The sequence below is a fragment of the Kitasatospora sp. NPDC056651 genome (assembly GCF_042792155.1).
GTDB lineage: Bacteria > Actinomycetota > Actinomycetes > Streptomycetales > Streptomycetaceae > Kitasatospora.
This window is the reverse complement of sequence record NZ_JBHTWX010000017.1, coordinates 16059-40495: the sequence shown is the minus strand read 5'-3', so window position 1 is coordinate 40495 and position 24437 is coordinate 16059. Positions and strand designations below refer to the sequence as shown.

22 protein-coding genes and 2 pseudogenes are annotated in these 24437 nt (G+C 74.2%); 9 read left to right on the top strand and 15 right to left on the bottom strand.

The features are described from left to right. Positions 1-68 precede the first annotated feature (68 nt). Positions 69-602 carry a hypothetical protein gene (locus ACFRAR_RS09825; RefSeq protein WP_380696709.1) on the bottom strand — a complete coding sequence of 178 codons (534 nt, stop codon included), beginning with the start codon at positions 600-602 and terminating at the stop codon, positions 69-71. Between the two features lie 210 nt (positions 603-812). Next, positions 813-2042: an ROK family protein gene (locus tag ACFRAR_RS09820; RefSeq protein ID WP_380696707.1), complete on the bottom strand. Its 1230-nt coding sequence runs from the start codon at positions 2040-2042 to the stop codon at positions 813-815. 273 nt (positions 2043-2315) lie between these two features. On the opposite strand from ACFRAR_RS09820, the gene ACFRAR_RS09815 reads away from it, so the two are divergent. After that, the gene (locus ACFRAR_RS09815; RefSeq protein ID WP_380696705.1) at positions 2316-4061 is read left to right on the top strand and encodes a SpoIIE family protein phosphatase; all 1746 of its coding nucleotides are present in this window, start codon (positions 2316-2318) and stop codon (positions 4059-4061) included. Positions 4062-4097: 36 nt separating this feature from the next. On the opposite strand, the gene ACFRAR_RS09810 is transcribed toward ACFRAR_RS09815, so the two are convergent. Together ACFRAR_RS09810 and ACFRAR_RS09805 are read right to left on the bottom strand one after the other, a co-directional pair. Beyond that, positions 4098-5327 carry a trans-sulfuration enzyme family protein gene (locus tag ACFRAR_RS09810; RefSeq protein WP_380696703.1) on the bottom strand — a complete coding sequence of 410 codons (1230 nt, stop codon included), beginning with the start codon at positions 5325-5327 and terminating at the stop codon, positions 4098-4100. A gap of 159 nt (positions 5328-5486) precedes the next feature. Next, complete coding sequence (locus tag ACFRAR_RS09805) at positions 5487-5888, bottom strand: hypothetical protein (RefSeq protein WP_380696701.1); 402 nt, start codon at positions 5886-5888, stop codon at positions 5487-5489. A 223-nt stretch (positions 5889-6111) separates the two neighbouring features. On the opposite strand from ACFRAR_RS09805, the gene ACFRAR_RS09800 reads away from it, so the two are divergent. Then, the gene (locus tag ACFRAR_RS09800) at positions 6112-7788 is read left to right on the top strand and encodes an LCP family protein (protein ID WP_380696699.1); all 1677 of its coding nucleotides are present in this window, start codon (positions 6112-6114) and stop codon (positions 7786-7788) included. 113 nt (positions 7789-7901) lie between these two features. Here the strand turns inward: ACFRAR_RS09800 and ACFRAR_RS09795 are convergent, their stop codons facing one another. The 6 genes from ACFRAR_RS09795 to ACFRAR_RS09770 all read right to left on the bottom strand — a co-directional run bounded on the left by ACFRAR_RS09795 (position 7902) and on the right by ACFRAR_RS09770 (position 12474). After that, complete coding sequence (locus tag ACFRAR_RS09795) at positions 7902-8561, bottom strand: zinc ribbon domain-containing protein (RefSeq protein WP_380696697.1); 660 nt, start codon at positions 8559-8561, stop codon at positions 7902-7904. A 94-nt stretch (positions 8562-8655) separates the two neighbouring features. Further along, positions 8656-8919 (bottom strand): hypothetical protein, encoded by a 264-nt coding sequence (locus ACFRAR_RS09790; protein WP_380696695.1) that lies wholly within the window; start codon positions 8917-8919, stop codon positions 8656-8658. 227 nt (positions 8920-9146) lie between these two features. Further along, positions 9147-10160 carry a signal peptidase I gene (lepB, locus tag ACFRAR_RS09785; protein ID WP_380696693.1) on the bottom strand — a complete coding sequence of 338 codons (1014 nt, stop codon included), beginning with the start codon at positions 10158-10160 and terminating at the stop codon, positions 9147-9149. Between the two features lie 63 nt (positions 10161-10223). Continuing rightward, positions 10224-10820: a helix-turn-helix domain-containing protein gene (locus ACFRAR_RS09780; RefSeq protein ID WP_380696691.1), complete on the bottom strand. Its 597-nt coding sequence runs from the start codon at positions 10818-10820 to the stop codon at positions 10224-10226. A 169-nt stretch (positions 10821-10989) separates the two neighbouring features. Then, entirely contained in the window at positions 10990-11151 is a 162-nt protein-coding gene (locus ACFRAR_RS09775) for a hypothetical protein (protein WP_380696689.1), read from the bottom strand. 159 nt (positions 11152-11310) lie between these two features. Beyond that, positions 11311-12474, bottom strand: a complete 1164-nt coding sequence (locus tag ACFRAR_RS09770) for a magnesium and cobalt transport protein CorA (protein WP_380696687.1) — start codon at positions 12472-12474, stop codon at positions 11311-11313. A gap of 512 nt (positions 12475-12986) precedes the next feature. Between ACFRAR_RS09770 and ACFRAR_RS09765 the strand changes: the two genes are divergently transcribed. After that, a complete protein-coding gene (locus ACFRAR_RS09765) occupies positions 12987-14393 on the top strand; it encodes an FAD-dependent oxidoreductase (protein WP_380696685.1) in 1407 nt (468 codons plus the stop codon). A gap of 188 nt (positions 14394-14581) precedes the next feature. Here the strand turns inward: ACFRAR_RS09765 and ACFRAR_RS09760 are convergent, their stop codons facing one another. Beyond that, the gene (locus tag ACFRAR_RS09760; RefSeq protein ID WP_380696683.1) at positions 14582-15502 is read right to left on the bottom strand and encodes a RimK family alpha-L-glutamate ligase; all 921 of its coding nucleotides are present in this window, start codon (positions 15500-15502) and stop codon (positions 14582-14584) included. 297 nt (positions 15503-15799) lie between these two features. On the opposite strand from ACFRAR_RS09760, the gene ACFRAR_RS09755 reads away from it, so the two are divergent. From ACFRAR_RS09755 to ACFRAR_RS09740, 4 genes and pseudogenes are all read left to right on the top strand, one after another. Continuing rightward, positions 15800-17401, top strand: coding sequence for an ABC-F family ATP-binding cassette domain-containing protein (locus ACFRAR_RS09755; RefSeq protein WP_380696681.1), 1602 nt, complete (start codon positions 15800-15802; stop codon positions 17399-17401). Between the two features lie 121 nt (positions 17402-17522). Next, positions 17523-17798: pseudogene (locus ACFRAR_RS09750) on the top strand (methyltransferase domain-containing protein); the annotation flags it as partial. Positions 17799-17996: 198 nt separating this feature from the next. Next, entirely contained in the window at positions 17997-18641 is a 645-nt protein-coding gene (locus tag ACFRAR_RS09745; RefSeq protein WP_380696679.1) for a TetR/AcrR family transcriptional regulator, read from the top strand. Further along, positions 18638-19276: a VC0807 family protein gene (locus ACFRAR_RS09740; protein ID WP_380696677.1), complete on the top strand. Its 639-nt coding sequence runs from the start codon at positions 18638-18640 to the stop codon at positions 19274-19276. The genes ACFRAR_RS09745 and ACFRAR_RS09740 overlap by 4 nt, the downstream gene beginning before the upstream one ends. A 261-nt stretch (positions 19277-19537) precedes the next feature. Here the strand turns inward: ACFRAR_RS09740 and ACFRAR_RS09735 are convergent, their stop codons facing one another. The 4 genes and pseudogenes from ACFRAR_RS09735 to ACFRAR_RS09720 all read right to left on the bottom strand — a co-directional run bounded on the left by ACFRAR_RS09735 (position 19538) and on the right by ACFRAR_RS09720 (position 22210). Continuing rightward, positions 19538-20107: a glycosyltransferase gene (locus ACFRAR_RS09735; RefSeq protein WP_380696675.1), complete on the bottom strand. Its 570-nt coding sequence runs from the start codon at positions 20105-20107 to the stop codon at positions 19538-19540. 1 nt (position 20108) lies between these two features. Beyond that, positions 20109-20522: pseudogene (locus tag ACFRAR_RS09730) on the bottom strand (MerR family transcriptional regulator); the annotation flags it as partial. 117 nt (positions 20523-20639) lie between these two features. Further along, positions 20640-21758 (bottom strand): DUF6745 domain-containing protein, encoded by a 1119-nt coding sequence (locus ACFRAR_RS09725; RefSeq protein WP_380696673.1) that lies wholly within the window; start codon positions 21756-21758, stop codon positions 20640-20642. A 125-nt stretch (positions 21759-21883) separates the two neighbouring features. Continuing rightward, positions 21884-22210, bottom strand: a complete 327-nt coding sequence (locus ACFRAR_RS09720) for a hypothetical protein (RefSeq protein ID WP_380696671.1) — start codon at positions 22208-22210, stop codon at positions 21884-21886. Positions 22211-22411: 201 nt separating this feature from the next. Here ACFRAR_RS09720 and ACFRAR_RS09715 point away from each other — a divergent pair, with 201 nt between their 5' ends. Beyond that, entirely contained in the window at positions 22412-23389 is a 978-nt protein-coding gene (locus ACFRAR_RS09715) for an STM4015 family protein (RefSeq protein WP_380696669.1), read from the top strand. 93 nt (positions 23390-23482) lie between these two features. Then, entirely contained in the window at positions 23483-24424 is a 942-nt protein-coding gene (locus tag ACFRAR_RS09710) for an STM4015 family protein (protein WP_380696667.1), read from the top strand. Positions 24425-24437 lie beyond the last annotated feature (13 nt).

The following is a 24437-nucleotide window of genomic DNA, read 5'->3' as shown; positions in this document are numbered from 1 at the left end:
GGCCTCGGACTCAAGCGCCCGCGGCCTCAGACGGCTTCGGACTCAGACGGCTTCGGCCCCGAAGCGCCTCAGGCCTGCCAGTGCGGCTTGCCGCTGACCATCCGGCAGTAGATCACCCGGCCACCGGCCTCGTGGGTGCTCTTGCCCAGGTCCGCGTTGCGGCAGAACTGTCCGGCCTCGTAGCAGTTGCCCGCGTTCGAGCGGATCTCGCAGCCCGCGCCGGCACCGGCCGCCGCCGGGGGTTCCGGGTCGGTCGGCGGCTGGGCGGTGGTCACCTTCGGCTGCGGCGCCTTGGTGACGGGCGGCTGCGGCGGCGTGGTGGGCTGGGCCGGAGGCGCGACCGGAGGCGGCGTGACCACCGGCGCCGCGGGCGTCGGCTGGGCCGGCGGGGTGGTCGCCGGGGCGGGCTCGGGTACGGCGGGCGCCGGCGGCGGGGTGGTCGCCGGGGCAGAGGTGGCGGCGACGGTCGGCGTGGCCGAGGCCGTGGCACCGCCGTCGGCCGCCGACGGGTCGCAACCGGTCAGCGCCAGGCCGACGGTGAGGACGAGTCCGGCGAATCCGGCCAGACCGGCCCGGCGGCGACCGGGTATCCGTGAAGGCATGGGAGGAGAACGCTCCGTTCCGTTTGGATGAGTCGTGCGATTCAAGCAGGAATCGCATACGCACCGTCCACCGAATCCTCACTCGTTGGCAGATCGTGATCTCTTCGCCACCGAGCGTCCCACCCGTCCCGCCGATCCTGCCCCGTCCTGCCCGCCCCACCGGTCCTGCCCGTCCGGCCCGCGCCGCCGCCACGGCGAGAGGACCGTCCGTCAGCGCAGTCCCGCCGTCCGGCGCTCGAACACCTCGACGCGCGCGGTCTCCAGCGCCGTGGAGACCGCACCGAGCAGCACCGCTTCCTCCCCCAGGACGCTCGCCGCGAGCGTCGGCCGCATCGGGGCGAGCCGGTGCAGAGCCCGCTCCAACGGGTCCAGGAGCAGATCCGCGCTGCTGCCGATCCCGCCGCCCAGCACCACCAGGTCCGGGTCCAGCACGGCCGACAGCACGGCCACCGCGTAGGCCAGCCGCTCGGCCTCCCGCTCCACCGCCCGGACCGCCGCGTCCTCTCCGGCCCGGGCCCGCTCGAACACCTGCTTCGCCGTCAGCTGACGCGCCGCGGACCCGCCGTCCAGCCCGAAGTCCCGGGCGGCGCGCACCACCGCGTCCGCGGCGGCCTCCTGCTCGATGGTCGCGGCCGGCTCACCTCCCCGACCGGGCGGCGGGAGCGGGACCAGACCGATCTCGCCCAGCGCGCCGTGGGCGCCGACCAGCAGTTCTCCGTCCTTCACCACGCCCAGCCCGAGCCCGGTGCCGACCAGCAGGTAGGCGAACATCCGGCTGCCCCGTCCGGCACCCCGGGTGTACTCGCCGAGCGCCGCCAGGTTGGCGTCGTTGGCCACCGAGACGGCCGTCCCCAGGCCCTCGCCTATCCGGTCGAACAGCCCCGGCCTGCCCCAGCCGGGCAGGCTGCTGGCGTACCGGACCCCGCGCCGCTGCTCGTCCCACACCCCCGGGGTGCCGATCACGGCGTGCACGATGCTCCCGGCGGCCAGGCCCGCCTCCGCGATCGCCTCGTGCGCGGTGGCGACCACCGCGTCCGCGACGGCGTTCGCCGACCGGCCCCGGTTGGCCACGTCCCGGCGGGCCACGACCGTCCCCGTCAGATCCGCCACCGCCACCCGCAGCCGGGCCCGCCCGATGTCCACGCCGAGCACGTGCCCGGCCGTGGGGTCGACCTCGTACAGCACGGCGGTGCGGCCCCGCTCGGGGGCCAGCCGTCCGGCCTCGCGCACCAGGCCGGCCTGTTCCAGATCGGCCAGCGCGGCCGACACGGTCGGCTTGGACAGGCCGGTGTCCCGGGCCAGCTGGGCGCGCGAGGAACCGCCGCCGGTGCGTAGCAGTTCCAGCAGCAGCCACTCGTTGTTGCTGCGCAGCCGCTGCCGGTTCCACGGCACCCCGGAGGCCCCGGCCGCCGGTCGACTGGTCGGCTGGTGGGGGCTCATCGGGTTTCCTCCGGTGTGGTCCGTGTGGTCCGTGTGGTCTGCGGGCGCCGTTGCGCGGGGCTGCGGGCCGAGTGGGGCGGCCCGCCCGCGGCGTCCGGGGCCGGGCGCCGCCGCCCAAGTATGACCGGTGGTCATCCGGTGTTCACCCGGGTTCCGACCGCCACCGAGGCCGGTGCGGGGTCGGCCGCACGCCCCGTTACAACACCGTCTCCGGCCAGTCAACGTTTCACCCGCTTGTGGGCGTGCCGCGCCCGGGCGCGTGATCATGGGTTCATGCACTTCCGGCACGGCAACCGAGCGGAGGGCCCCCGGCCCGCGGCACCGGACTCCCGGTCCCTGGCGGCGACCGCGGCCGCCCTCGCCGCACGCTTCGGTGCGATCACCGGCGGCGACGGCGGCGACGACGATCCGGAGCGGCTGCGCGAGGTCCTCGCCGCCGCCCCGGTCGGCGTCGCGCTGCTCGACGAGCGGCTGCGCTGGCAGTACCTGAACGCCGCCTTCACCGCCGCCACCGGGCTGCGCCGCGCGGACCTGCTCGGCCGCGCCGTCGGGACCACCGCTTTCGCGGGCGCCGTCGGCACGCTGCGCCGGGTCCTCGCCGACGGGCTCGCCCGCGAGCACGCCACCGGCGGCCCCGACGGCGCGGGTTCCCCCGTGCCGCCCGGCCTGCGGGTGCGCTACCGGGCGGTGCGGCGCGCCGGGCGGACCACCGGGGTGATCGTCGTCGTGCTGGACGACCCCGACCCGGCCCGCGACCAGCTGCGCGAGCTGGAGCAGGCCCGGGCCCGGCTCGCCCTGCTGGACGCCGCCGCCGAACGGATCGGCACCACCCTCGACATCGGCACCACCGGCGCCGAACTCGCCGCATTCGCCGTGCCCCGGCTCGCCGAACTCGCCACCGTGGACCTGCTGCCGCCGGAGGCCGAACCCGCCGGGCCCGGCCACGGCACGCCCCGGCGGCTGCACCGGGCCGGCGCCCGGTCCGTACCGGCGCTCGCCGCGGCCCTCGCCGAGCTGCCCCGCCCTGGCGAATCGATTCGCCACCGGGAGGGCTCGGCCGCGGCCCGAAGCCTGGCCGGCGGCATCGCCGTGCTCACCGAGCCCGGGCCAGAGGACGCCTGCCCCGCCGGGACGGCCTCACTGCTGGTCCTGCCGCTGGCCGCCCGGGGCCGGCTGATCGGGCTGCTCACGCTCGGCCGCACCGCCGCCGCCCCGGCCTTCACCCCCGACGAGGCCGCCCTGTTCGGCGACCTCGCCGCCCGCACCGCCACCGCCCTCGACAACGCCCGCCGCTTCGCCCGTTCCCAGGGCCTCGCCCTGGAACTCCAGCGGGCCCTGCTCAGCGAGCCCGGCAGCCCGCACCCGAACCTCTCCCTCGCCTCCCGCTACCTGCCCTCCGGGAGCAGCTCGGTGGTCGGCGGCGACTGGTTCGAGACGGTCCGGCTGCCGTTCGGCCGCACCCTGCTGGCGATGGGCGACGTCATGGGGCACGGCGTCGAGGCGGCCGTCGACATGAGTCACTACCGCTCCGCGCTGCGCGACCTCGCCGGGATGGACCTGCCCCCGCACCGGATCCTGCGCCAGCTCGACGACGTCATCTCGGCCGACGACTCCGCCCGCCCCGCGACCTGCCTGCTGGCGCTCGCCGACCCGGGCCGCGGCCGCTGGACCCTCTCCAGCGCGGGCCACCTGCCGCCCGCCCTGATCGCCCCCGGCCGCCCGACCACGCTGCTGCGCGTCCCCACCGGCCCGCCGCTCGGCACCGGCCTCGGCGGGTACCAGCAGACCACCCGTCCGCTCCTCCCGGAGCAGACCCTGCTGCTGTACACCGACGGCCTGGTCGAGCGCCGGGGCGAGGACATCGACGTCTCCCTGGAACGGCTCGCCGCCTTGCGCCTGCCCGCCACCGGGGACCTCGACGACCTGCTCGACGCCCTCCTCCACTCCCTCGTCCCGCCGCCGGCCCCGGCCGCGGAGGACGACATCGCACTCCTGGTCGCGCGCCCGCGCCAGCGCTGACGGGTCGCCGCCCGGCCCCGGCGGCCCCTCCTGCGCTCACACCTTCGCCAGCGCCCGCTCCACGTCCGCCCAGATATCCTCCGGGTGCTCGATGCCCACCGACACCCGCACCGTCCCCGGGCCGATGCCCACCGCCGCCAACTCCTCGTCCGACAGCTGCCGGTGGGAGGTGCTGGCCGGGTGCAGCACCAGGGTGTGCACATCGCCCAGCGACGGGGCCAGCGAGGCGAGCCGGACGGACTCGGTGAACGTCGCGGCCGCCGCGCGGCCGCCGGCCAGGTCGAAGGCCAGGACGCCGCCGTGGCCGTCGGGGAGCAGGCGGCGGGCGAGTTCGTGGTCGGGGTGGGTGGGCAGGCCCGGGTAGTGGACGGCGGTGACCGCGGGGTGGGCGGCGAGCCGGCCGGCCAGGTCGAGCGCGCTCTCGCAGTGCCGGCGGACCCGCAGGGCGAGGGTCTGCATTCCGCGCAGGGTCAGCCAGGCGGCGAACGGATCGGCGGCGGCGCCGAGTTCGAGCGAGCGCCGCCAGACCCGGTGGTGGAGCTCCGGGTCGGCGAAGACGGCGATCCCGCCGAGGACGTCCGAGTGCCCGCCCAGGTACTTGGTCACGGAGTGGATCACGACGTCCGCGCCGTGCTCGACCGGGCGGCACAGCAGCGGGGTCGCGAAGGTGTTGTCCACCACGCTCACCACCCCGGCCCGCTTCGCGACGGCGATCAGCCCGGGCAGGTCGGTGACCCGGGTGGTGGGGTTGGAGACGGTCTCCAGGAGCAGCACCCGGGTGTCGGGGCGCAACGCGGCCGCCACTGCGGCGGGGTCGTCGCCGCTCACGTAGTCGACCTCGACGCCCCACCGCTCGGTGAGGTCGGTCAGCGCGCCGACGGTGCCGCCGTACAGACTGCGCTGGGCGATGACGTGGTCGCCGGCACGCAGCAGGGCGAGCAGCGCGGTGCTGATCGCCCCCATGCCGGAGGCGGTGGCGAGGGCGCCGGTGCCGCCCTCCAGATCGGCGACGGCCTGTTCCAGCGTGCGGACGGTGGGATTGCCGAAGCGGTTGTAGAAGAAGGCGCCGTCCGGTCCGCCGTGGGCGCGGGCGAGCGCGTCGCCGGTCTCGAAGGCGAACAGGTGGCCCTGGTGCAGCGGCACGCCGAGCGGACGGCTGCCGGCGGCCTCGGCGAGCGGCGGGTGGACGACCCGGCTCTCGGGCCGCAGCCCGTCGTCCGTACGGGGGGCCGGGTGCGGGGCCCGGCGGGAGTGGAAGTCGCTCATGGCGCTCATCCTCGGCGCGGTCCCGGCAGCCGGGACAGGGCCAATCGCCGTCAAGTGGCCCGGCCCGGGCGGTCGTTCCGGCTCCGCCGCCCGGGAGGCGGCGGCGAACGCCCGGGTCACGGCAGCGGGCGGCTGCTCGCGGTCGAGGACAGCCGGCGGCTACTTGCGGCGGCTGACGATCCGCTTGACGAGGTAGACGACCCCGACGATCAGCAGCACGAAGAACAGGATGATCAGGATCACCACGACCAGCAGGAACTTGCCCAGCTTGGCGAAGAAGCCCTTTTTCTTCTTCTCCTCCTTGGCCGCGAGGCGGGCGGCGTCAGCGGCAGATGCGGCGCGCGCCTCGGTGCGGACCTCCTGCCCGGTGCGCGCGGACGTGGCGTTCACGGACGAGGCGTTCACGGACAAGGTGTTCGCGGACGAGGCGTTGTCGGCGACCGCTGCCGCGGCTGTCCGTGGCGCGGCGACCGCCGCCCCCGAGGCCACGGCGGTGAGGCCGACGGCGGCCAGCAGGGCCACCAGGGCACCGGCTATCGAACGTATGATCCGATCAGTCATCATGCTCCTCGCACTCGTACGGAGCAGCACGGGCCAGCCGCTCTGACCAATTTCTCATGGTCTGACCAGCTGGTTTTCTCTTCCGCGCCTAGTATGCTCCACTGAAGTTCTACAGCGGTGTAAAAGTTTAGCGACGGGCCCTGCCCGGATCGGCTCCGGCCCCGGGCCATGCGAACCCGCCGCTTCGACGGGGGCTCGCGTGGCAACTGTGGAGGATGACGACGTGCCTGGCCGCAAGGGTTCCCCCGAAGCCGAGAATTCGCCGCACCGGGCGGGCGGGCGCCGGGCCGCGGGCCGTGGAAGCGACCGGAGCCAGGACAACACGGATATACCGGGCCCCCGTTCGGCGGGCCGGGCCAGGACCTCGGCCGGCCGGGCCAAGAAGAAGCCCAAACGCAGCACCAAGGAGAAGGTGCTCTGGGCCACCGCCGGCTGCACCGCCCTCGCCGTCCTCGGCGGCGGCGCCCTCTACTACCGGCTGAACAGCAACATCAGCACCTTCGACGGCGACGCCCTCAGCAAGGACCGCCCGGACGCCGCCGCTCCGGACGCCCAGGGCCGCACCCCGGTCAACGTCCTGCTGATCGGTTCGGACAGCCGCGGCAACGGCAACAGCGACCTGGGCGGCGGCGGGGACGGCGGCGCCCGCTCGGACACCGCGATCCTGCTGCACGTCTACGCGGACCACAAGCACGCCGTCGGCATCTCCATCCCCCGCGACTCCCTGGTCACCCTCCCGCCGTGCAAGCTCCCCAACGGCAAGTGGACCAAGGAACAGACCAATGTGATGTTCAACAGTGCCTTCTCGGTCGGCGGCAGCGACCAGGGCAACCCGGCCTGCACCCAGAACGCCGTCGAGAAGCTGACCAACCTTCGCGTCGACCACACCATCGTGGTCGACTTCAACGGCTTCGCCTCGATGACCAAGGCAGTCGGCGGCGTGGAGGTCTGCCTGCCGAACGACATCCACGAGGGGGACCTCAACCCCAACCTCGGCCACAAGGGCAAACTGATATTCCCCAAGGGCAAGCAGAAGGTCGAGGGGCAGTCCGCACTGGACTACGTGCGGGTCCGGCACGGCATCGGCGACGGCTCCGACATCGGCCGCACCAAGCGTCAGCAGGCCTTCCTCTCCTCCCTCATCAAGGAGGTCAAGTCCCACGGCATGGACCCGACCACCCTGCTGCCGCTGGCCGACGCGGCCACCAAGTCGCTGACCGTCGACCCCGGGCTCGGCTCGGCCGCCAAACTGCTCTCCTTCGCCACGTCGCTCAAGGACATCGACCTGCACGACGTCAAGTTCCTGACCGTGCCCTGGCGTTACGAGGGCCCCCGGGTCGCCCTGGTGCACCCGGACGTGGACCAGCTGTGGGCCGCGCTCAAGGCCGACCGCACCATCGACGGCCAGGACGCCAGCGCCCCCGCCGACACCGGCTCCGACGCCCCCACCGGCCCCGCCACCGAAGCGCCCCTGCCCCCGTCCCCCACCCCGACCTCGGACGCCAGGGCCGCCGCGGTGAAGGTCGCCGTGCTCAACAGCACCGGCGAGACCGGGCTCGGCGGCCGGGCCGCGGAGACCGTCAAGGGCGCCGGCTACACCGTCGCCAGCGTCGGCAACGCGACCGGCAAGCCCCGCAGCACCACCGTCGTCGAGTACGGCACGGGCGAGCGCACCGCCGCCGAGGCCGTCGCCAAGCTGTTCCCCGGCGCGACCGTGCAGCCCGGCGGACGGGGCGTCAGCGTCGTCCTCGGCCACGACTTCGCCGGCGCCAACCCTGCGGCCGCCACCGCGCCGGCACCCGGCGGGGCCGCCACCGCGCCCGCCCCGCTGCCCAGCAGCATCAGCGGCGCCGCACGCTCGGCCGACGACGATCCCTGCGCCAACCTCTCCTACGGCTGACCGGGGCCCCACGCGGTCGACGGCGGGGCGCCCCCGGTCCGCTGCTCCGGGCACGCCCCGCCGTCCGGGTCCGAGGGGGAGTCAGCACCCCGACGGCCGCCTGCGCCGAACGGTCAGCGCCTCGTCCCGCAGGACGGGCAGAAGGCGGCGCCGTCCGGCACGTCCTTGTGACAGCCCGTGCACTGGACGGGCTGCGCCAGCCGGAAGCCGCAGCCCGGGCAGAACGCCGTGCCGTGCGTCTCGGTGTGGCACTGCGGGCAGACCAGCTGGCGCGGCGTGCTGACGTCGAACTCGGCGCCGGACTGCTGCCCGGCCTTGAACGCGCGATCGGTGGCCGCGTCGTTGACGCCGCGCTGCCGCGCCGCCGTCGCCTCGGCGGCGGTGTCCGGGGCGCAGTTGTGGCACAGGCCCTGGGCGGGGTCGAAGCAGCGGCCGCAGACGTAGTTGGTGCACCGGGCACAGCGGTTGAAGTGCGACTGGGCGTTGGTGACGGCCCGCTGGAAGGCGGAGTCCCGCGAGGTGCCCCAGGTCTGACCGGCCAGTCCGTCGGCGGCGTTGCTGATGGTGTTGGCGTTCCCGCCGATGAGGTTCCAGGCCGCGCTGACGCCCTTGCCTATCCACCCGGCCATCTGGCCGGTGCGGAACGGCTCGAACGCCGACCGCCAGGTGTCCGAGCAGCGGTAGCAGTAGAACTCGAACTGGAATCCCGCACCAGTGCCGTGCTGCTCGCACAGGTCGCGGTAGTTGTTGCTGAAGTTGATCTCCGAAGTCACGTCGTCCCCGGTCGGTAAGTGGCCTGCCAGCGGTCGCTCCCAGGGACGATAGGGCCCGCCGAACGGTTCCGCCAAGAACTTTCCGCCGGCCCGTTCAGAGCCCGGAGAGCGGCAGCAACAGCACCCGGGCGGGGTCGAACCGCTGCCAGCCGGCGGGCTGTCCGCTGCGGCCGATCCGCAGCCGGCACCAGCGCTGCCCGGCCGCGTCCTGCCACCAGGCGCTGATCCGGCCGAGCGCCCAGGCACCGTCCCCGAGGTCGACCTCGACCGGCTGGTACACCCACTGGACGTCCCGGTCCGGCGGTTCCGCGCCCGCCGGGCCCCCGGCGCGCCCGGGACCGCACTGACTCTCCGTCACGGCTCCGCCTCCCGACCAGGACCCGGCCGCCCGGCCACCCGCTCGGGGCGGCCGGCGGCCGGGCGCAGTTCACCTCGCGAACTCTACAGGCGTGTAGAGCTCAGTGGGAGGTGTTCGACGGGAGGCGTTCGACAGGAGGCGATTCGACGGGAGGCGTTCGACGGAAGGAGTCCCGCGCGCCGGGAACGATCGGCCCGGGCCGGACACGACGCGGAACCGGACCGGCCTCACCCGCCGTTCCGCGCCGAGGCTCCGCCCTTCCGCGCCGAGGCGCCGCGGGCCGACCGCCGCCGCTGCCACAGGGCGAGCGGCACGATCCCGGCCAACGCGGCCGCCTCCGGCGCCGGCGGCGTCCCGAACGGCGCGTCGGCCGCTCCCGCCGCCCCGGCCGGCACCTTGTCGAAGGTGTCCGGCACCGGCAGGGTGGACCAGTCGGACAGCGGCCAGGCGACCACGAAGGCCCGGCCGACCACGTTGTCCACCGGCACGAAGCCGTCACCGGTCGCGTTGTGGTGCCAGCGGGAGTCCCGCGAGTTGTTGCGGTGGTCGCCCATCACCCACAGCTTGCCCTTGGGCACGGTGACGGTGCCGACCGGGTCGTTGTCGCAGGGCGTCGCCCCGGGGAACAGGTACGGCTCGTCCAGCGCGACGCCGTTCACCTTCAGCGGCGCGCCCGCCTCGCAGTCGACGGTGTCCCCGCCGACCGCGATCACCCGCTTGATCAGGTCCTTCTCGTCCGCCGAGGGCATCAGGCCGACGGTGCTGAGCGCCTTCTGGACGGTCCCCATCACGGAGTCGTCGGGGGCGGTCGGCGTGCCCTCCAGCCAGCCGCCCGGATCACGGAACACCACCACCTCGCCGCGCTCCGGCTTGGCGCCGAACCACGGGGTGAACTTGTCCACCAGCACCCGGTCGCCGATCGCGAGGGTCTGCTCCATCGAGCCGGAGGGGATCGAGAAGGCCTGGACGAAGAAGGTCTTGATGCCGAGCGAGAGCAGCAGCGCGATCACCAGGAGGATCGGCAGCTCCTGCCAGAACGGGCGCTTCTTCCGCGGCCGCTCGGCCGCCCCGTCCGTGGTCCCGCCCGTAGCCCTGCCCGTGTTCCCGTTCGCCGCCCGGGGGCCGCCCGCGGCCTCCGCGACCGCGGTGCGCGCGGCCGCCTCCGCCCGGCCGCCCCCGGACTCCTCCCGCTCCCCGGCTCCGCCGCTCTCGTCGGACTCCGCACTCTGCTGCACACTCATCTCCTCGGCCCCTCCCGACGGCCTGGCGGGAGCCGAAACGAAGACCCCCTGTCAGGAACGAACCTACCGAACAGAGGTTCCCGGGCGCGCCCTGACGTGGATGCGCTCGCCCTGCGGACCGAACAGGCTGAGGAACTCCACCGGCTGCGGGCCGGCGTTGCCGAAGGCGTGCGGGGTGCGGGTGTCGAACTCGGCGGCCTCACCGGCCGTCAGCACCAGGTCGTGGGCGCCGAGCACCAGCCGCAGCCGGCCGGACAGCACGTACAGCCACTCGTAGCCCTCGTGGACCTTCAGCTCCAGCTCCGGTCCGGCGTTCCTGCCCGGCGGCACGATGTGCTTGTAGGCGTGCAGCCCGCCCAGGTGGCGGGTCAGCGGAACGATGGTCTGGCCGTTCCTGGTCACCGGGCGGGGGTGGATCCGCGGGTCCCCGGTGGCCGGGGCCCCGACCAACTCGTCCAACGGCACCCGGTACTCCCGGGCCAGCGGCAGCAGCAGCTCCAGGGTCGGCTTGCGCTGCCCGGACTCCAGCCGGGACAGGGTGCTGAGTGAGATCCCGGTGGTGGCGGCCAGTTTGGCGAGCGTGGTGCCGCGCTCCCGGCGCAACGCCCGCAGCCTCGGACCCACCGTGGTGAGGACGTTCTCGAACTCTTCGTCGGCCATGCCTGCCATTTGCCGCTACGGCAAGGCCCCTTGTCAATCCGGCACGCGGGTGACGCCCCGGACGGCGCCGTCCGGCGGCACGCCGAGTACCGGCGACCTGCTCGCCCATTCGCCTGTTGGCCTGTTCGCCTCCTCGCCTGTTGGCCTGTTCGCCTCACCGGCCGGGAGGCTAGGGAGTGCCGAGGAACCAGAAGAACTGCTCCTGCTCGCGCACCGCCCGGACGAGAGGACCGAGCCAGTCCGTGACGACGAACAGCACCAGGCCCACCGCCCCGCCCAACAGCAGCCCGACCGTCACGGCCGCCACCAGCATCCCCGCGATCGCCCGCATCCGGGCCTCCTCCCCCTCTCCGGGAAGGATCCCCCACCACGCCCGCACCGGCACCCGACGTCCTCGGACCGACACCGAGTCGTCACCGTCCGGTGAGCGACGAACGGCCCCCCGGCAACCGCCGGCCCAGCCGGGCGAACGGCGTCCTACCGCCCGGACCTACAGCCAGTCCCGCTTCTTGAAGATCAGGTACAGCCCGGTACAGACCAGGGCCATCAGCCCGATCGCGAACGGGTAGCCGAAGGCCCACCTGAGCTCCGGCATGATCTCGAAGTTCATCCCGTACACCGTGCCGATGAGCGTCGGCGCGAAGAGGATGGCCGCCCAGGAGGAGATCTTCTTGATCTCGTCGTTCTGCGCGTGCCCGGCCTCGGCGAGCTGCTTCATCTCCTCGTTCTGCCGCTGCGAGACCAGGGTGGCGTTGACGGCCAGGATGTTCTGGAGCATCTGCCGGAAGCCGTCCACCCGCTCGGCGGCGTAGGTGGCGTGGTCGGCGACGTCGCGCAGGTAGCGCTGGAGCTCGTCGTCGGTGCCGTACTTGCCGAAGCCCGCCTCCAGGCTCCGCATGATCTCCAGCAGCGGGCGGGTGGCCCGCTGGAACTCGATCACCTCGCGGGACAGTTCGTAGATGCGGCGGGAGACCTGCGGGTCCCCGCTGAACACCTCGGTCTCGATCTCGTCGATGTCGTGCTGGAGGCCGGCGATCACCGGCGCGTAGCCGTCCACCACCGCGTCCAGCACCGCGTACAGCACCGCCTCCGGGCCCAGCGCCAGCAGCTCCGGGTCGTCCTCCAGCCGGCGGCGCACCGCGGAGAGGTCGGGGGCCTGGGAGTGGCGGACGGTGAGCACGAAGTCGGGGCCGATGAAGAGGTGGATCTCGCCGAAGTCGACCTCCTCCGCCTCGTCCAGGTAGCGGGCGGCGCGCAGCACCACGAACAGGGTGTCGCCGTAGCGCTCCAGCTTCGGCCGCTGGTGGGCGACGATGGCGTCCTCGACGGCCAGCTCGTGCAGGTTGAACCGGTCGGCGGCCTCCAGCAGCTGCGCCTCCGCGGGGCGGAACAGGCCGATCCACGCCATCGTGCCGGGCCGGTCGGGCAGCTTGCGGAAGATGTCGGCGAGGTCGGTGGGCGCCTCGATCCGGCGGCCGTCCCGGTAGACCGCGGCGTCCACGACGGAACGTTCCAGCGTCACCGGCTCGACGGGCTGGTCCGGGCGCGGGTCCATCGAGTGCTCGGGCGCCGGCTGGCTGTCCACGGGCCGGACGACAGGACGGGAGAACGGACGCTTGCTCGCGCGCACGGCGCGCACACGCCAGTCGGACATGGCGGGGACCTCCACGGTGGGTGTCCGGCCGCCAGGGGAAGAGGGCGGACCGGAGGCGCCCGGCCGGCCGCCACGCGCACGGCGCGACCGGCGGCACCTCGCCAGGAGGACGAGGTCAGTGCCGCGCGGGAGCCGTACGGGAGGAGGTGTGCCGGGGGCCGCGAGTGGTGCGGGACAACCGGGGGCGGGGCCGACTTCGGCCCGTACTACTGCACTCCACGGCTCTCACCTCCTGGCTTCCGCGCGCTCACGCACCGAAGAGGCGCCAGCACAACCCCGCCGAGTCTAGTACCCGCACGGCGGGGACCCTCATCGGGGCCCCTCGCCCGCCCTGCCGCACGCCGCGCCGCACACGGCACCGGGCGCCGACGCGCGCCGCGGGGCCCGGCCGCCATCCCCGCGAGCCCGCCGCCGAGACCGCGCCGACCGGCGTCAACGACCCTTGCGTGCGGGGGTGTTCGTTCATGGCGAAGCCGTCACGGGAAGTCACTCGCGCCACTACGCTACGTGTCATGACTACTTCGGAGAGGGCCCCGGGGCGGGGCACGGCGGTCGTGATCGGCGGCGGGCTCGCGGGGATGGCGGCCGCGTGGGCGCTGCGCGGGTTCGCCGAGCGGATCGTCGTGGTGGAGCGGGACCGGTACCCCGAAGGGGCCGAGTTCCGGGCCGGGGTGCCGCAGGGCCGACACGCCCACCTGGTGCTGGAGGCCGGGCACCGGCTTCTGGAGGAGATGATGCCCGGCATCAAGCAGGAGCTGACGGCCGCGGGCGCGCAGCAGGTGGCGGCCTCGGACGTCCGGTGGCTCAGCTCTGCGGGCTGGCTGGCCGAGTACCAGGCACAGCTGAAGTTCCTCTGCTCCACCCGGCCGCTGCTGGACAAGCTCGTGCTGGACCGGGTCCGTGCCCATCCCGCGATCGAGATCCTGGAGGGGACGGACGCCGTCGGACTGCTCGGCTCGGCGACCACGGTGACCGGGGTGAAGGTCCGCGAGCGCGGATCCGGACGCGGCTCCGAGCGCGACGCAGAGCGCGACTCCGATCGCGGCTCCGATCGCGGCTCCGAGCGCGGCTCCGAGCGCGGTGAAGTCCGCGAGATCCCCGCCGAGTTGGTGGTGGACGCGGCAGGCCGCTCCAGCTCGGTGCCGAAGTGGCTCACCGAGCTGGGTTGCCGGCCGGTGCCCGAGGAACGGGTGGACGCGGGCGTCGCGTACGCCTCCCGGATCTTCCACCGCCCCGCCGGGTCCGACCTCGGCAACCGGGCGGTCTACCTCCAGACCAAGGCGCCGGACGGGCCGCGGATGGGCGTGCTGCTCCCGGTCGAGGGCGACCGCTGGATCGTCAGCCTCGCCGGGATGCGCGGCGCCGAACCGGCGACCGGCGAGGCGGGGTTCACCAAGCACCTGGGCATGCTGCGCGATCCGATGCTGGAGGAGGTGCTGCGGGGCGCCGAACCGGCCGGCGAGGTGCGGGGCTTCCTGCCCGGCCCGGGCGTGCGGCGGCACTACGAGCGCAGCTGCCCGGACGGCCTGGTGGTGGTCGGCGACGCCGCGAGCACCTTCAACCCGGTGTACGGGCAGGGCGTCACCGTCGCCCTGTTCTGCGCCCGGGAACTGCGCCGGACCGCGAAGCGGCACGGCGGCATCGGGCATGCCACGGCGCGGGCCGCGCGGCGCGCGGTGGCGGCGGCGTCCAAGATGCCCTGGATGATCTCCTGCACCGAGGACGCCCGCTTCCCCGCCACCACCGGCGCACCCTCCGGCACCCTGGTCGGACTCCAGCACCGGTTCTTCGACAAGGTGCTCGCCGGCAGCACCCGGGACCCCGCGGTCACGGCGGCGTTCCACGAGGTGATGTCGCTGGTGGCGCCGCCGTCGCTGCTGCTCCGACCGTCGGTGCTCGGGGTGGTGCTGCGGAGCTGAGCGACGGGGCTGAGTGGCAGGGTCGAGTGGCGGGGTGGTCACCGCCTCCCGTTCGGGGGCGCGCCCTGATCGGAGGGCACCCCCTGCGGGAGCTGCACTCCCGTGCTGGAGCGGCGCCGCACGGCCGGGGCCGCGCTGCCCTTCGGCACCGCGCTACCGCCCGCGCCGTGCTACCCGCCCGCGCCGTGCTACTCGGCGAGGTGCGCGGCGACGTACGGCAGGGCCACCTGCTCCAGGCCGCGCCGGCCGAAGGCGGGGTGGACCTCGGCTTCGAAGACCACCCCGCCGTTCTCGGCGGCGAGGTCCACCCCCGCGAGGTCGAGCCCCAGGGACGCGGCGGCCGCGATGGCCGACTCCGCGAGTCCGTCCGGCAGTTCGCTGTAGTCCAGCAGCCTGGGGACGGCGCCCCGGCTCTCGTCGCAAGGTGCGTCCGGGTCCGTCTGGACGAGCTCGACCACCCGGACCACGCGCCCGTGCAACACCACCACCCGGTACTGGTACCGGCGCCCGTCCGGGAGGAAGTTGCGCGCGTCGCGGGCGATCAGCCAGTCCGTCCCGGCCCGCGCGTAGTGCCGCGCGACGGCGGCGAGCCGGCTGCGGGTGGTGACGCGGAAGACGTCGTCACCGCCCGCCCCCACGCGGGGCCGGACCCAGACGTCGCCGCCGAGTTCCGCGAAGACCTCGGCGGCGGCTTCCGGACTCGGCCGGGAGAGCACGATGCCGTGCAGGTGCGGCACGCCGTCGCGGACGAAGCGGGCGACCGTGAGGTCCTTCTCGGTGGCCGCCCGCCACGCCTCGGCGTCGCTGCCGAGCGAGCGGACACCGTGCCCGCGCAACTGCCGCTGACAGTCGGCGAAGGCACGGCGCCGGTGCGGTGGGATCTCGTAGACGATCACGGTGTCGGCGATCACGGCCCGGTCGCCGGCCACCAGCCGGATCCCGCCCGTGTCGTCGGGCTCGATCCGGCCGCTGCCGCCGGCCATGAAGTGCCGGGCGTCCAGTTGCACGGGCTCCCGGCCGGTCAGCGTCCGCGCGGCGGCGGCGAGCACCTGTCGGCTGCCCTCGGTCGAGCTGTGATCGGTCAGGAGTACGAGATCGCGTCGGGGCATGCGGACATGTAAGCGAACAGGGCATGGCCACGACAAGGCGGCCCGGTGCGCCACCTGCGGGGGCGGGGTGTCCGAAACCACGCCGACACCCTCCCCCTCGCGAGGGCCCGACCTCCCCGCAGGGCCCGGCCGCCTCACCGGGGCCCCGGCAATCCGGATGTGCGCCGCCCGAAATCGGATGCACCCCACCCACTCGCCCGATAGCCTGCCTCGCATGTCTACGCCCCGAATTTCCTAGCTGACGGACCCGCTTCCACGCCACCCGTGTGTCCGCCAGCAATTTCGGAGCGTTATCCCATGATCACCACCCGTGGTGTCGACGTGCGCGTCGGCGCCCGTCTGCTGCTGTCCGACGTCACCCTGCACATCACCCCCGGCGACCGGATCGGCCTGGTCGGCCGCAACGGCGCCGGCAAGACCACCCTGCTGGCCACCCTGGCCGGACAGCAGGCGCCCGCCGCCGGCACGGTCACCCGGACCGGGCCCGTCGGCTACCTCCCCCAGGACTCCCGAGCCGCCGACCCGTCGGCCACCGTCGCCGACCGAATCCTGTCCGCCCGCGGCCTGGACACCGCCGTCCGCGCCCTGCGCGCCGCCGAGACGGCGATGGCCCGCGCCGGGTCGCCCGCCGAGGAGCGCCGGGCGATGGACTCCTATGTGCGCGCCGAAGCCGGGTTCCAGGCCCTGGGCGGCTACGCCACCGAGGCCGAGGCGGCCCGGGTCGCGGCCGGGCTCGGCCTGCCCGCCCGGATGATGGACTCCCCCGTCGGCACGCTCTCCGGCGGCCAGCGCCGCCGGGTCGAACTGGCCCGCATCCTGTTCGCCGACCACGGCACCCTGCTGCTGGACGAGCCGACCAACCACCTGGACGCCGACTCCGTCGCCTGGCTGCGCGGCTTCCTCGCCACCCACCAGGGCGGGCTGGTGCTGATCAGCCACGACCTCGGGCTGCTCGCCGAGACCGTCAACCGGGTCTTCCACCTGGACCCGCAACGCGCCACGATCGACGTCCACAACACCGGCTGGCAGGCCTACCTGACCCAGCGCGCCGCCGACGAGCGCCGCCGCACCCGGGAGCGGGCCAACGCCGAGCGCAAGGCCGCCGCCCTGCACGCGCAGGCCCACCGGATGCGCGCCAACGTCGCCACCGCGACCACCGCCCGCAGCATGGCCCGCCGGGCCGACCGGATGCTGGCCGAACTCGAACCCGTCCGCCAGACCGAGCGCACCGCCCGCATCCGGCTGCCCGAGCCCGCCCCCTGCGGCCGGATGCCGCTCGGCGCTGTCAGCCTCGCCAAGTCCTACGGCGGCCGTCCGGTCCTGACCGGGCTGGACCTGGCCGTGGACCGCGGCAGCCGGCTGGTCGTGCTCGGCCTGAACGGGGCCGGCAAGACCACCCTGTTGCGCATCCTGGCGGGCCGGGAGGCTCCCGACTCCGGCCGCGTCGTACCGGGCACCGGCCTGCGGCTCGGCTACTTCGCCCAGGAACACGACACCCTCGACCCGGCACTCAGCGTGCGCGACAACCTCGCCCAGGCCGCCCCCGGCCTCACCGACGGCGAACTGCGGCACGTGCTCGGTGCGTTCCTCTTCCGCGGCGACGACGCCGACAAGCCGGCCGGCGTGCTGTCCGGGGGCGAGAAGACCCGGCTCGCCCTGGCCGGCCTGGTGCACTCCGGCGCCAACGTCCTGCTGCTGGACGAGCCGACCAACAACCTCGACCCGGTCTCCCGCGCCGAGGTCCTGGCGGCGGTCGGCACGTACCCGGGCGCGATCGTGATGGTCACCCACGACCCGGGCGCCATCGAGGCCCTGCGACCGGGCCGGGTCCTGCTCCTGCCGGACGGTGACGAGGACCTCTGGCACGACGCGCACCTGGAGCTGGTCGCGCAGTCCTGACGGCGGGCGCCGGTCGCGTCCTCCGAGGCTCCGCTCGGCCCGCCGGGATCCGTTCCGGGTTCCCGGCGGGCCGGACGTCCCCGTTGCCGCACCCACCGCCCTCCCCTGGAGACCTGACGCCATGACCCAGTCCGATCTCGGCCGCTTCTACGACGATTTCGCCGCCGGCTACCACCTGCTGTACGCCGACTGGAACGCCTCGCTCGCCCGCCAGGGCGCCGCCCTGGACGCCCCGATCCGCGCCCACCTCGGCAACCGCCCAGCCGAGGTTCTGGACTGCGCCTGCGGCATCGGCACCCAGGCGATCGGCCTGGCCGCGCTCGGCCACCGCGTCACCGGCACCGACCTCAGCCCGGCCGCCGCCGCCCGCGCCACCACCGAGGCGGGCCTGTCCGGCGCCCGCTGGGAGCAGCCCGCCGACACCGGGTTCTTCCAGCCCGTCCTGATCGCCCGGGCGTCCTGACGTCCTGACGTCCTGACGTCCGCCGACCGACGGGGCCGACTGTCACCGGGGATCCGCCCCGCCACATCCGCGCGCGCATGGGCGGGGCACTTCCGCGCCCCCGACTTTGCCGGTCCATGTTAATTTTTACTCATGCGAGTAAATCCTGACTCCGCCCCAGCCGGCGGCGGCTCCGGCCGGAGCCTCACCACCGACGCCCGACGCACCCAGATCGTCACCGCCACGATCGAGACCGTCGCCGAACTCGGATACGCCCGGGCCTCGTTCGCGCAGATCGCGAAGCGAGCGAAGCTCTCCAGCGTGCGGCTGATCTCGTACCACTTCGAGGACAAGGGAGACCTCTTCCAGGCCCTCGTCGGCACCGTCCAGGAGACGGCCCGGGCCTTCATGCAACCGCGCATCGAGGCACGCCCGGAACCCGCCGCACAGCTGTCCGCCTACATCGAGGCCAACCTGGAGTTCCTGGCGGAGCACCCGGTCGAGGTGCGGGCGCTGGTGGACGTCCTCGCCAACGCCCGCCGGGAGGACGGCAGTCCGCTGGTCAGCTCGACGGACTTCGACGCCCCGGTGGCGCTGCTGGTCGAGCACCTGCGGAACGGACAGCTCAGCGGTGACTTCCGGCCGTTCGACGCCGAGGCGATGGCCACCGCGATCCGCGCCTCGATCGACGCGGCCGCCAACCGGCTGTCCGCCGTGGACGACTTCGACGCCCGGGCCTACGGCCGTGAGCTGGTCACCCTGTTCTCTCTCGCGACCAGGAACGTGGAGGCGAAGTGACCCTTCACGCCGCCCCGCGCCGCGCCGCCGCTCTGTTACCCCTGCTGGCCGATCTCTGCCTGCCGCTCGCCGTCTACTACGGGCTGCGCACGGCGGGCACGGACCAGTGGTGGTCACTGCTCTGGTCCGCCGCCGTACCCGCCGTCACCGTGGTGGCACGGCTGGTCCGGACCCGCCGCGTCGACTTCCTGGCCCTGCTGGTCCTCAGCATGATCGTGCTCGGTCTGGTGCTGTCCGCGCTCACCGGGGACGCCCGCACCCTGCTGATCCGCGAAGCCTGGACGGGCATGCTCGGCGGACTCGTCGGAGTCTGGCTACTGGCCTCGGTCGTCTGCGGCCGCCCGGCCCTGATGGTCGTGTTCCGCTCCTTCGTACGGGCCAAGGCCGGCGAGGACGGGCTGTGTGCCTGGGAGGGCCGCTGGGAGCAGGACGCCGTGTTCCGCCGCGGCCTGCGGGTGCTCACCGTCGTCTGGGGCGCCGCCAGCCTGCTCAACGCCCTTGTCCAACTGGCCTTCGCGTACCTCCTTCCTGTCGACGCCGCCCCGGCCGCCATGAACCTGAGCTGGCCGGTGATCGTCACGCCGCTGCTCCTGTTCCACCTGGTGTACACCAGACGCCACGGCCTGCGGGCCTGACCGGAACGGACCGAGCCGTGACCGCCCAGACCGCTGGAACCACCGGGAACGCGTCATCCGCCGCCCGGTCCTCGACCACCTCCTCCGTTCTCCCGATCAGCACACCGTCCTCACCGCCGCCCGGAGCGCCGGCGGGCACCGCGCCCCGATGGCGCCACGGTTCCGCAACGCCGTGGTGCTCGACTGGCTGGAGCGGACCCTGTCATGAGGGCCCTCAGCCGTCCGCTCGCCACCTCCCTGCCTTCTCCTCCCTGCCTCCCCCTACCTGCCCAACGCCGCCACCGCCTCCGCGACCTGCCCCGCGCCGTCCTCCATGGCCACCGCGCGGGCCACCTTCTGCGCCCGCTCCCGTAGCCGCTGCTCCACGACGGCCTGTCGGATGGCCTCCGCCAGCCGGTCGGCGGTGAGGTCGGCGAACCGGAGCGGAGCCGTCGCGGCGCCGAGCCTGGCGAGCCGGTCGGCCCAGAACGGCTGGTCCGCCGTCACCGGGACCGGCACGCTCGGCACTCCCGCGCGCAGCGCCGCAACAGCCGTACCCGCGTGGTGCACGACCGCCGCCATGCGCGGGAGCAGCCGGGCGTGCGGCAGTTCGCCGACCGACAGCACGTCGTCGCCCTCCCCGGCGATCCCGGCCCAACCGGCCTGCACCACGCCCCGAACCTCCGCCCGCCGCAGGGCTTCCACCACCAGGGCGCTCAGCCGCTCGCCCTGCCCCGCCGCCATGCTGCCGAAGCCGATGAACACCGGCGGCGGTCCGGGCCGGGGGAAGTCCTCGACCCCGGTCGGCACCTGGTAGCCGTCCGCCACGTACGGCCACCAGGTGCCGACCACCGAGATGGGCGTCGGCGGCGTAGCTGAGGTCGAAGACGACGTCCCCGAAGACCTCGAACCGTTCCTCCGGGGTCAGCTCGACCCCGGTGCGCCGCACCTCGATGGCCCGCTCGGCGACGTCGACGAGCCTCTGCAGCCGGGCGATCTGCTCGGTGGGTGCCTGCCGCCGCGCCAGCAGGTGGTCGAGCGCGTTGGCCTGTGGGTCCGCCAGGATGTCGGCGATCTCGTCGAGCGGGAAGCCGAGTTCCCGATAGAAGAGGATCTGCTGGAGCCTGGCGAGGTCAGCACCGCTGTAGAGCCGGTACCCGGCCGGGCTGCGCTCACTGGGCGAGAGCAGCCCCGACCGGTCGTAGTGGTGCAGCGTCCGGATCGTGACTCCGGCGAAGCCGGAGACCTGTCCCACCGACCAACTCATGCGTCCCTCCGATCATCCGTGCGTTCGCTGCGCCCACCGTGCGGCCTGACGTGGGGTAAGGGTCAACACACGCAGCTCAGGAGGACCGATCGGAATTGCCGGCAGAGCCGTCCGTGGTCAGGTCTCGCGCTGCGGGTGGTAGGCGGTCTCGGGTATGCCGAAGGTCCAGGCGACCCCGGCCCGGGCGGTGCGGGTGGTCGGGGGGACGCGCAACCAGTAGGTGCGACGGGTGCCGTCCGGCTCTGGCGTGGAGTTGACCACCTCGACCATCACCACCGGCTCGTCGTCGGGCAGGACGATCCGCCAGAGCACGCCGGTCTCGTCCCGGTGGACGGGCTCGGCGCCGGAGTCGGCAAGGTAGCGCTCGTAGCCGTAGTGCTCCAGCAGGACGCGGCGCAGCTCGGCGTTCTCCTCGGCGCGGATCCGCTCGACCGTCACCTCGGTCAGGCCCGCCAGGAACTCCGACGGCACGGGCATGCCGCGCCAGGCGTACAGGGCGAAGCCGTCGGCGTAATCCAGGGCCGGCCCGTCCGCCCGGTCGAGCCGTCCGGCCTCGTCACGGTGCAGGCCGGACGGCCGTTCGCTGAGCAGGGCGACGTCGCGGTACGGCCACCACCAGCCGGCCTCCAGGGCCAGCTCGGCGAGTGGTGCGACGGCGTCGGCACTCGTGCCGGCGGCCTCGAAGGCGGCGAACCACGGCGCGTCGTGCTGGCCGCGCACGGCGTCCAGCAGGGCGAGCCGGACGGTGGTGCGGCGGGCCCGGGCCGCCTCGGCCACGGCGGTGTCGGCCTCCCGGTCGGCCTCGGGGGCGAGCCGGTCGAGCACGGCGTTGCGCAGCCGGTCGGCGAGCGGCGTGGTGACCGGGCCGAGTTCGCCGCCGGTAAGCGCCCAGTGGCCCGCCCACCCGGTGGTGCCGACCTGCTCGACGGCCCTGCGCCGGGCCTCCTCCCAGGGCCGGGTGCGCACGGCCTCGCGCACGCTCTCCGCACCGGCGGCCCGCAGCTCCAGCGCCGCCTCGGTCGCGGCGAGTGGCGAGCCGAACCAGCGGACCGCCTCGGGCTCGGGCAGTCCGGCCGCCCGGTAGGCGGCCCGGACGGCGCGTTCGGCCACCGCCCGGTCGCCCGCCCCGGTGGCCGCCGCGGCCGCCCGCCAGCGGGCCGTGACCCCGGCCGGCCCGGGCAGCTCCCGCGCGTCCGTACGGTCGCCGTGGACCTTCTCGTGGATCACCGTCTCCATCCCTGCTCCGTTCCCGGTCGGGCTCCCCGCCCGCCGTCCGTTCCCGTTCCGTGCCGCGGCTCCGGCCGCGCCCTGCCCTCGTGCCCGGTCGTCGTCCGCCCCCCGTCGGGCGGGCGGACCGGTCGTCAGTCGGCGACCACCCGCACCGCGCCCGGCACGTACTCGCGCTGACGGACCACCCGGTACCAGCCCTTGGGCAGCGGTATCGCCGCGTGCTCCTCGTGCACCACCCGGCCGCCCTCGGGCAGGCGCAGCCAGCCGGCGCCGAACGGCCCGGCCTCGCGGCGCAGCTCGCCGGGGCCGACGACGGCGTGCGCGTGCCCGGTGACCTCACCGAGCGCCAGCACCATCCGGCCCCGCGCGTCCCGGGGCCGCACGGCCAGCTCCGCCGCCCGCGGCGGCACCGCGCTCTCCTCGACCGGCACGATCAGCACATCGCCCTGGCGGTACATCGGTCCTCCCTCGCCGTACGACCGGACCCCGGCGGACGCCGGGACCCACGGCTCCGCCGCGCCCGCCGCGGTCACTCTCCGGAGCCAGGACCCGAACATAGAGCAAGGGTCTGACAACGCGCCCGGGCACCGCCCCGGCCGCCGGATTGTCAGTCCCGGCTGGTAGACAGTTGTTCGGCCCAGACCCCAAAGGAGCAGCGCATGACTGTCAACGACCACATCGAGCGGTTCCACGGTCTTCCCGTCTTCGACTTCGTGGAGGCCTTCGAGGAGGCCGAGGAGGAGGGTCGAGCCGACGCCGTCCGGCTGCCGGAGGCGGACGCGGTCGCCTGGCGGATCAGGCTCGAGTACGAGTCCGAGGCGACGTTCGTCGAGCGCTGGGAGCAGTTCCTCGGCGCCGTCGACACCGCGCGGGTCGGCGCCCTGGTGATCGGTCAGTGGTCGCCGGAGGAGCCCGACAGCTTCCGGGAGCCGATGGAGGCGATCATCGCCGCCGCCGGCCGGCTGCCAGCCCTGCGCGCGCTGTTCGTCGGCGACATCACCTACGAGGAGTGCGAGATCTCCTGGATCCAGCAGTGCGACATCACGCCGCTGCTGGCGGCCTTCCCGCGGCTGGCCGAACTGGTGGTGCGCGGCGCCTCCGAGGACTGGGAGGGCAAGGGCGGTCTGGTCCTGGAGCCGGTGCGGCACGAGGCGCTCAAGGCGCTGCGCTTCGAGGCCGGCGGCCTGCCGGGCGCGATCGTGCGGTCGGTGGCCGGCAGTGACTTCCCGGCCCTGGAGCGTCTGGAGCTCTGGCTGGGCGTGGCCGGCTACGGCGGCGACGCCACGATGGCCGACCTCACGCCGTTCCTGGACGGCACCCGCTTCCCCGCGCTGCGCCACCTCGGGCTCCAGAACAGCGAGTTCCAGGACGACATCGCGGCCGCCGTGGCACACGCCCCGGTGGTCGCCCGGCTGGAGTCGCTCAACCTCTCCATGGGCGTGCTGACCGACCAGGGCGCCACCGCGCTGCTGGAGGGCCAGCCGCTCACCCACCTGCGCTCCCTCGACCTGCACCATCACTTCCTGACCGAGGAGGTGCAGCAGCGCCTGCGCCAGGCCCTGCCCGAGGTGGAGGTCGACCTCTCCGAGCCCGGCAAGCCCGACGACCAGTGGCGCTACGTCGCCGTGGCCGAGTAGCCGTCAACGCACCGCCGCCGAACCACCCGACCGGCTGACCGACTGACCGACTGACCGACTGACCGACTGACCGACTGACCACCAGGATCCGACATGTCCATCTCCCGGCACATCGAACGCTTCCACGACCTGCCGATCCACGAGTTCGTCCCCGCCGACACCCGGCCGCGGCCCGCCGCCGATTCGGTCGCCTGGCGGCTCGCCCTCGCGTACCGGTCCGAGCAGGACTTCGCCCAGCTCTGGCAGTCCTTCCTCCGTGAGGTCGACCCGGCCGGCGTGCGCGCCCTGGTGATCGGCCCCTGGTGGGACTGGAAGGAGGGCTACGGCCCGGTCGGTCCGGTGATCGAGGCGCTCACGGCCGCGGCCGGACGTCTGCCCGCCCTGGAGGCCCTGTTCCTCGCCGAGGTGACGTACGACGAGTGCGAGGTCTCCTGGCTGGTGATGGACGACGTCACCCCGCTGCTGGCCGCCTTCCCCACGCTGAGATCGCTGACCGTGCGCGGCGGCACGGGCCTCGGCCTGGATCCGGTCCGGCACGATGCGCTGACCACCCTGCGCCTGGAGTCCGGCGGCCTGCCGGCCACCGTGGTCCGCGCGGTGGCCGGCTCCGAACTGCCCGCGCTGGAGCACCTGGACCTCTGGCTCGGTGTGGACGAGTACGGCGGTGACGCGACGATCGACGATCTGGCGCCGTTCCTGGACGGCTCGCGGCTGCCGGAGCTGCGCCACCTCGGGTTGGCCAACAGCGAGTTCCAGGACGAGATCGCCGCCGCCCTCGGCGACGCCCCCGTGGTCGCCCGCCTGGAGTCGCTCGACCTCTCCATGGGCGTGCTGACCGACGAGGGAGCCACCGCCCTGCTGGAGGGCCAGCCGCTCACCCACCTGCGCTCCCTCGACCTGCACCACCACCACCTGAGCGAGGAGATACAGCAGCGCCTGCGCCAGGCCCTGCCCGGCGTCTCCCTCGATCTCAGCGAGGCCGAGGGAGACGACCTGGACGACGAGGACGACCGCTACGTCTCGGTCGCCGAGTAGGCGGGTGACGGGA

Excerpts from the sequence above, each read along its gene's own strand:
- ACFRAR_RS09805 (WP_380696701.1), bottom strand. The coding sequence starts at position 5,888 with ATGACTGATCGGATCATACGTTCGATAGCCGGTGCCCTGGTGGCCCTG.
- ACFRAR_RS09715 (WP_380696669.1), top strand. The coding sequence starts at position 22,412 with ATGACTGTCAACGACCACATCGAGCGGTTCCACGGTCTTCCCGTCTTC.
- ACFRAR_RS09760 (WP_380696683.1), bottom strand. The coding sequence starts at position 15,502 with ATGCCCCGACGCGATCTCGTACTCCTGACCGATCACAGCTCGACCGAG.
- ACFRAR_RS09745 (WP_380696679.1), top strand. The coding sequence starts at position 17,997 with ATGCGAGTAAATCCTGACTCCGCCCCAGCCGGCGGCGGCTCCGGCCGG.
- ACFRAR_RS09710 (WP_380696667.1), top strand. The coding sequence starts at position 23,483 with ATGTCCATCTCCCGGCACATCGAACGCTTCCACGACCTGCCGATCCAC.
- ACFRAR_RS09780 (WP_380696691.1), bottom strand. The coding sequence starts at position 10,820 with ATGGCCGACGAAGAGTTCGAGAACGTCCTCACCACGGTGGGTCCGAGG.
- ACFRAR_RS09720 (WP_380696671.1), bottom strand. The coding sequence starts at position 22,210 with ATGTACCGCCAGGGCGATGTGCTGATCGTGCCGGTCGAGGAGAGCGCG.
- ACFRAR_RS09810 (WP_380696703.1), bottom strand. The coding sequence starts at position 5,327 with ATGAGCGACTTCCACTCCCGCCGGGCCCCGCACCCGGCCCCCCGTACG.
- ACFRAR_RS09815 (WP_380696705.1), top strand. The coding sequence starts at position 2,316 with ATGCACTTCCGGCACGGCAACCGAGCGGAGGGCCCCCGGCCCGCGGCA.
- ACFRAR_RS09820 (WP_380696707.1), bottom strand. The coding sequence starts at position 2,042 with ATGAGCCCCCACCAGCCGACCAGTCGACCGGCGGCCGGGGCCTCCGGG.
- ACFRAR_RS09725 (WP_380696673.1), bottom strand. The coding sequence starts at position 21,758 with ATGGAGACGGTGATCCACGAGAAGGTCCACGGCGACCGTACGGACGCG.
- ACFRAR_RS09770 (WP_380696687.1), bottom strand. The coding sequence starts at position 12,474 with ATGTCCGACTGGCGTGTGCGCGCCGTGCGCGCGAGCAAGCGTCCGTTC.
- ACFRAR_RS09775 (WP_380696689.1), bottom strand. The coding sequence starts at position 11,151 with ATGCGGGCGATCGCGGGGATGCTGGTGGCGGCCGTGACGGTCGGGCTG.
- ACFRAR_RS09825 (WP_380696709.1), bottom strand. The coding sequence starts at position 602 with ATGCCTTCACGGATACCCGGTCGCCGCCGGGCCGGTCTGGCCGGATTC.
- ACFRAR_RS09755 (WP_380696681.1), top strand. The coding sequence starts at position 15,800 with ATGATCACCACCCGTGGTGTCGACGTGCGCGTCGGCGCCCGTCTGCTG.
- ACFRAR_RS09765 (WP_380696685.1), top strand. The coding sequence starts at position 12,987 with ATGACTACTTCGGAGAGGGCCCCGGGGCGGGGCACGGCGGTCGTGATC.
- lepB (WP_380696693.1), bottom strand. The coding sequence starts at position 10,160 with ATGAGTGTGCAGCAGAGTGCGGAGTCCGACGAGAGCGGCGGAGCCGGG.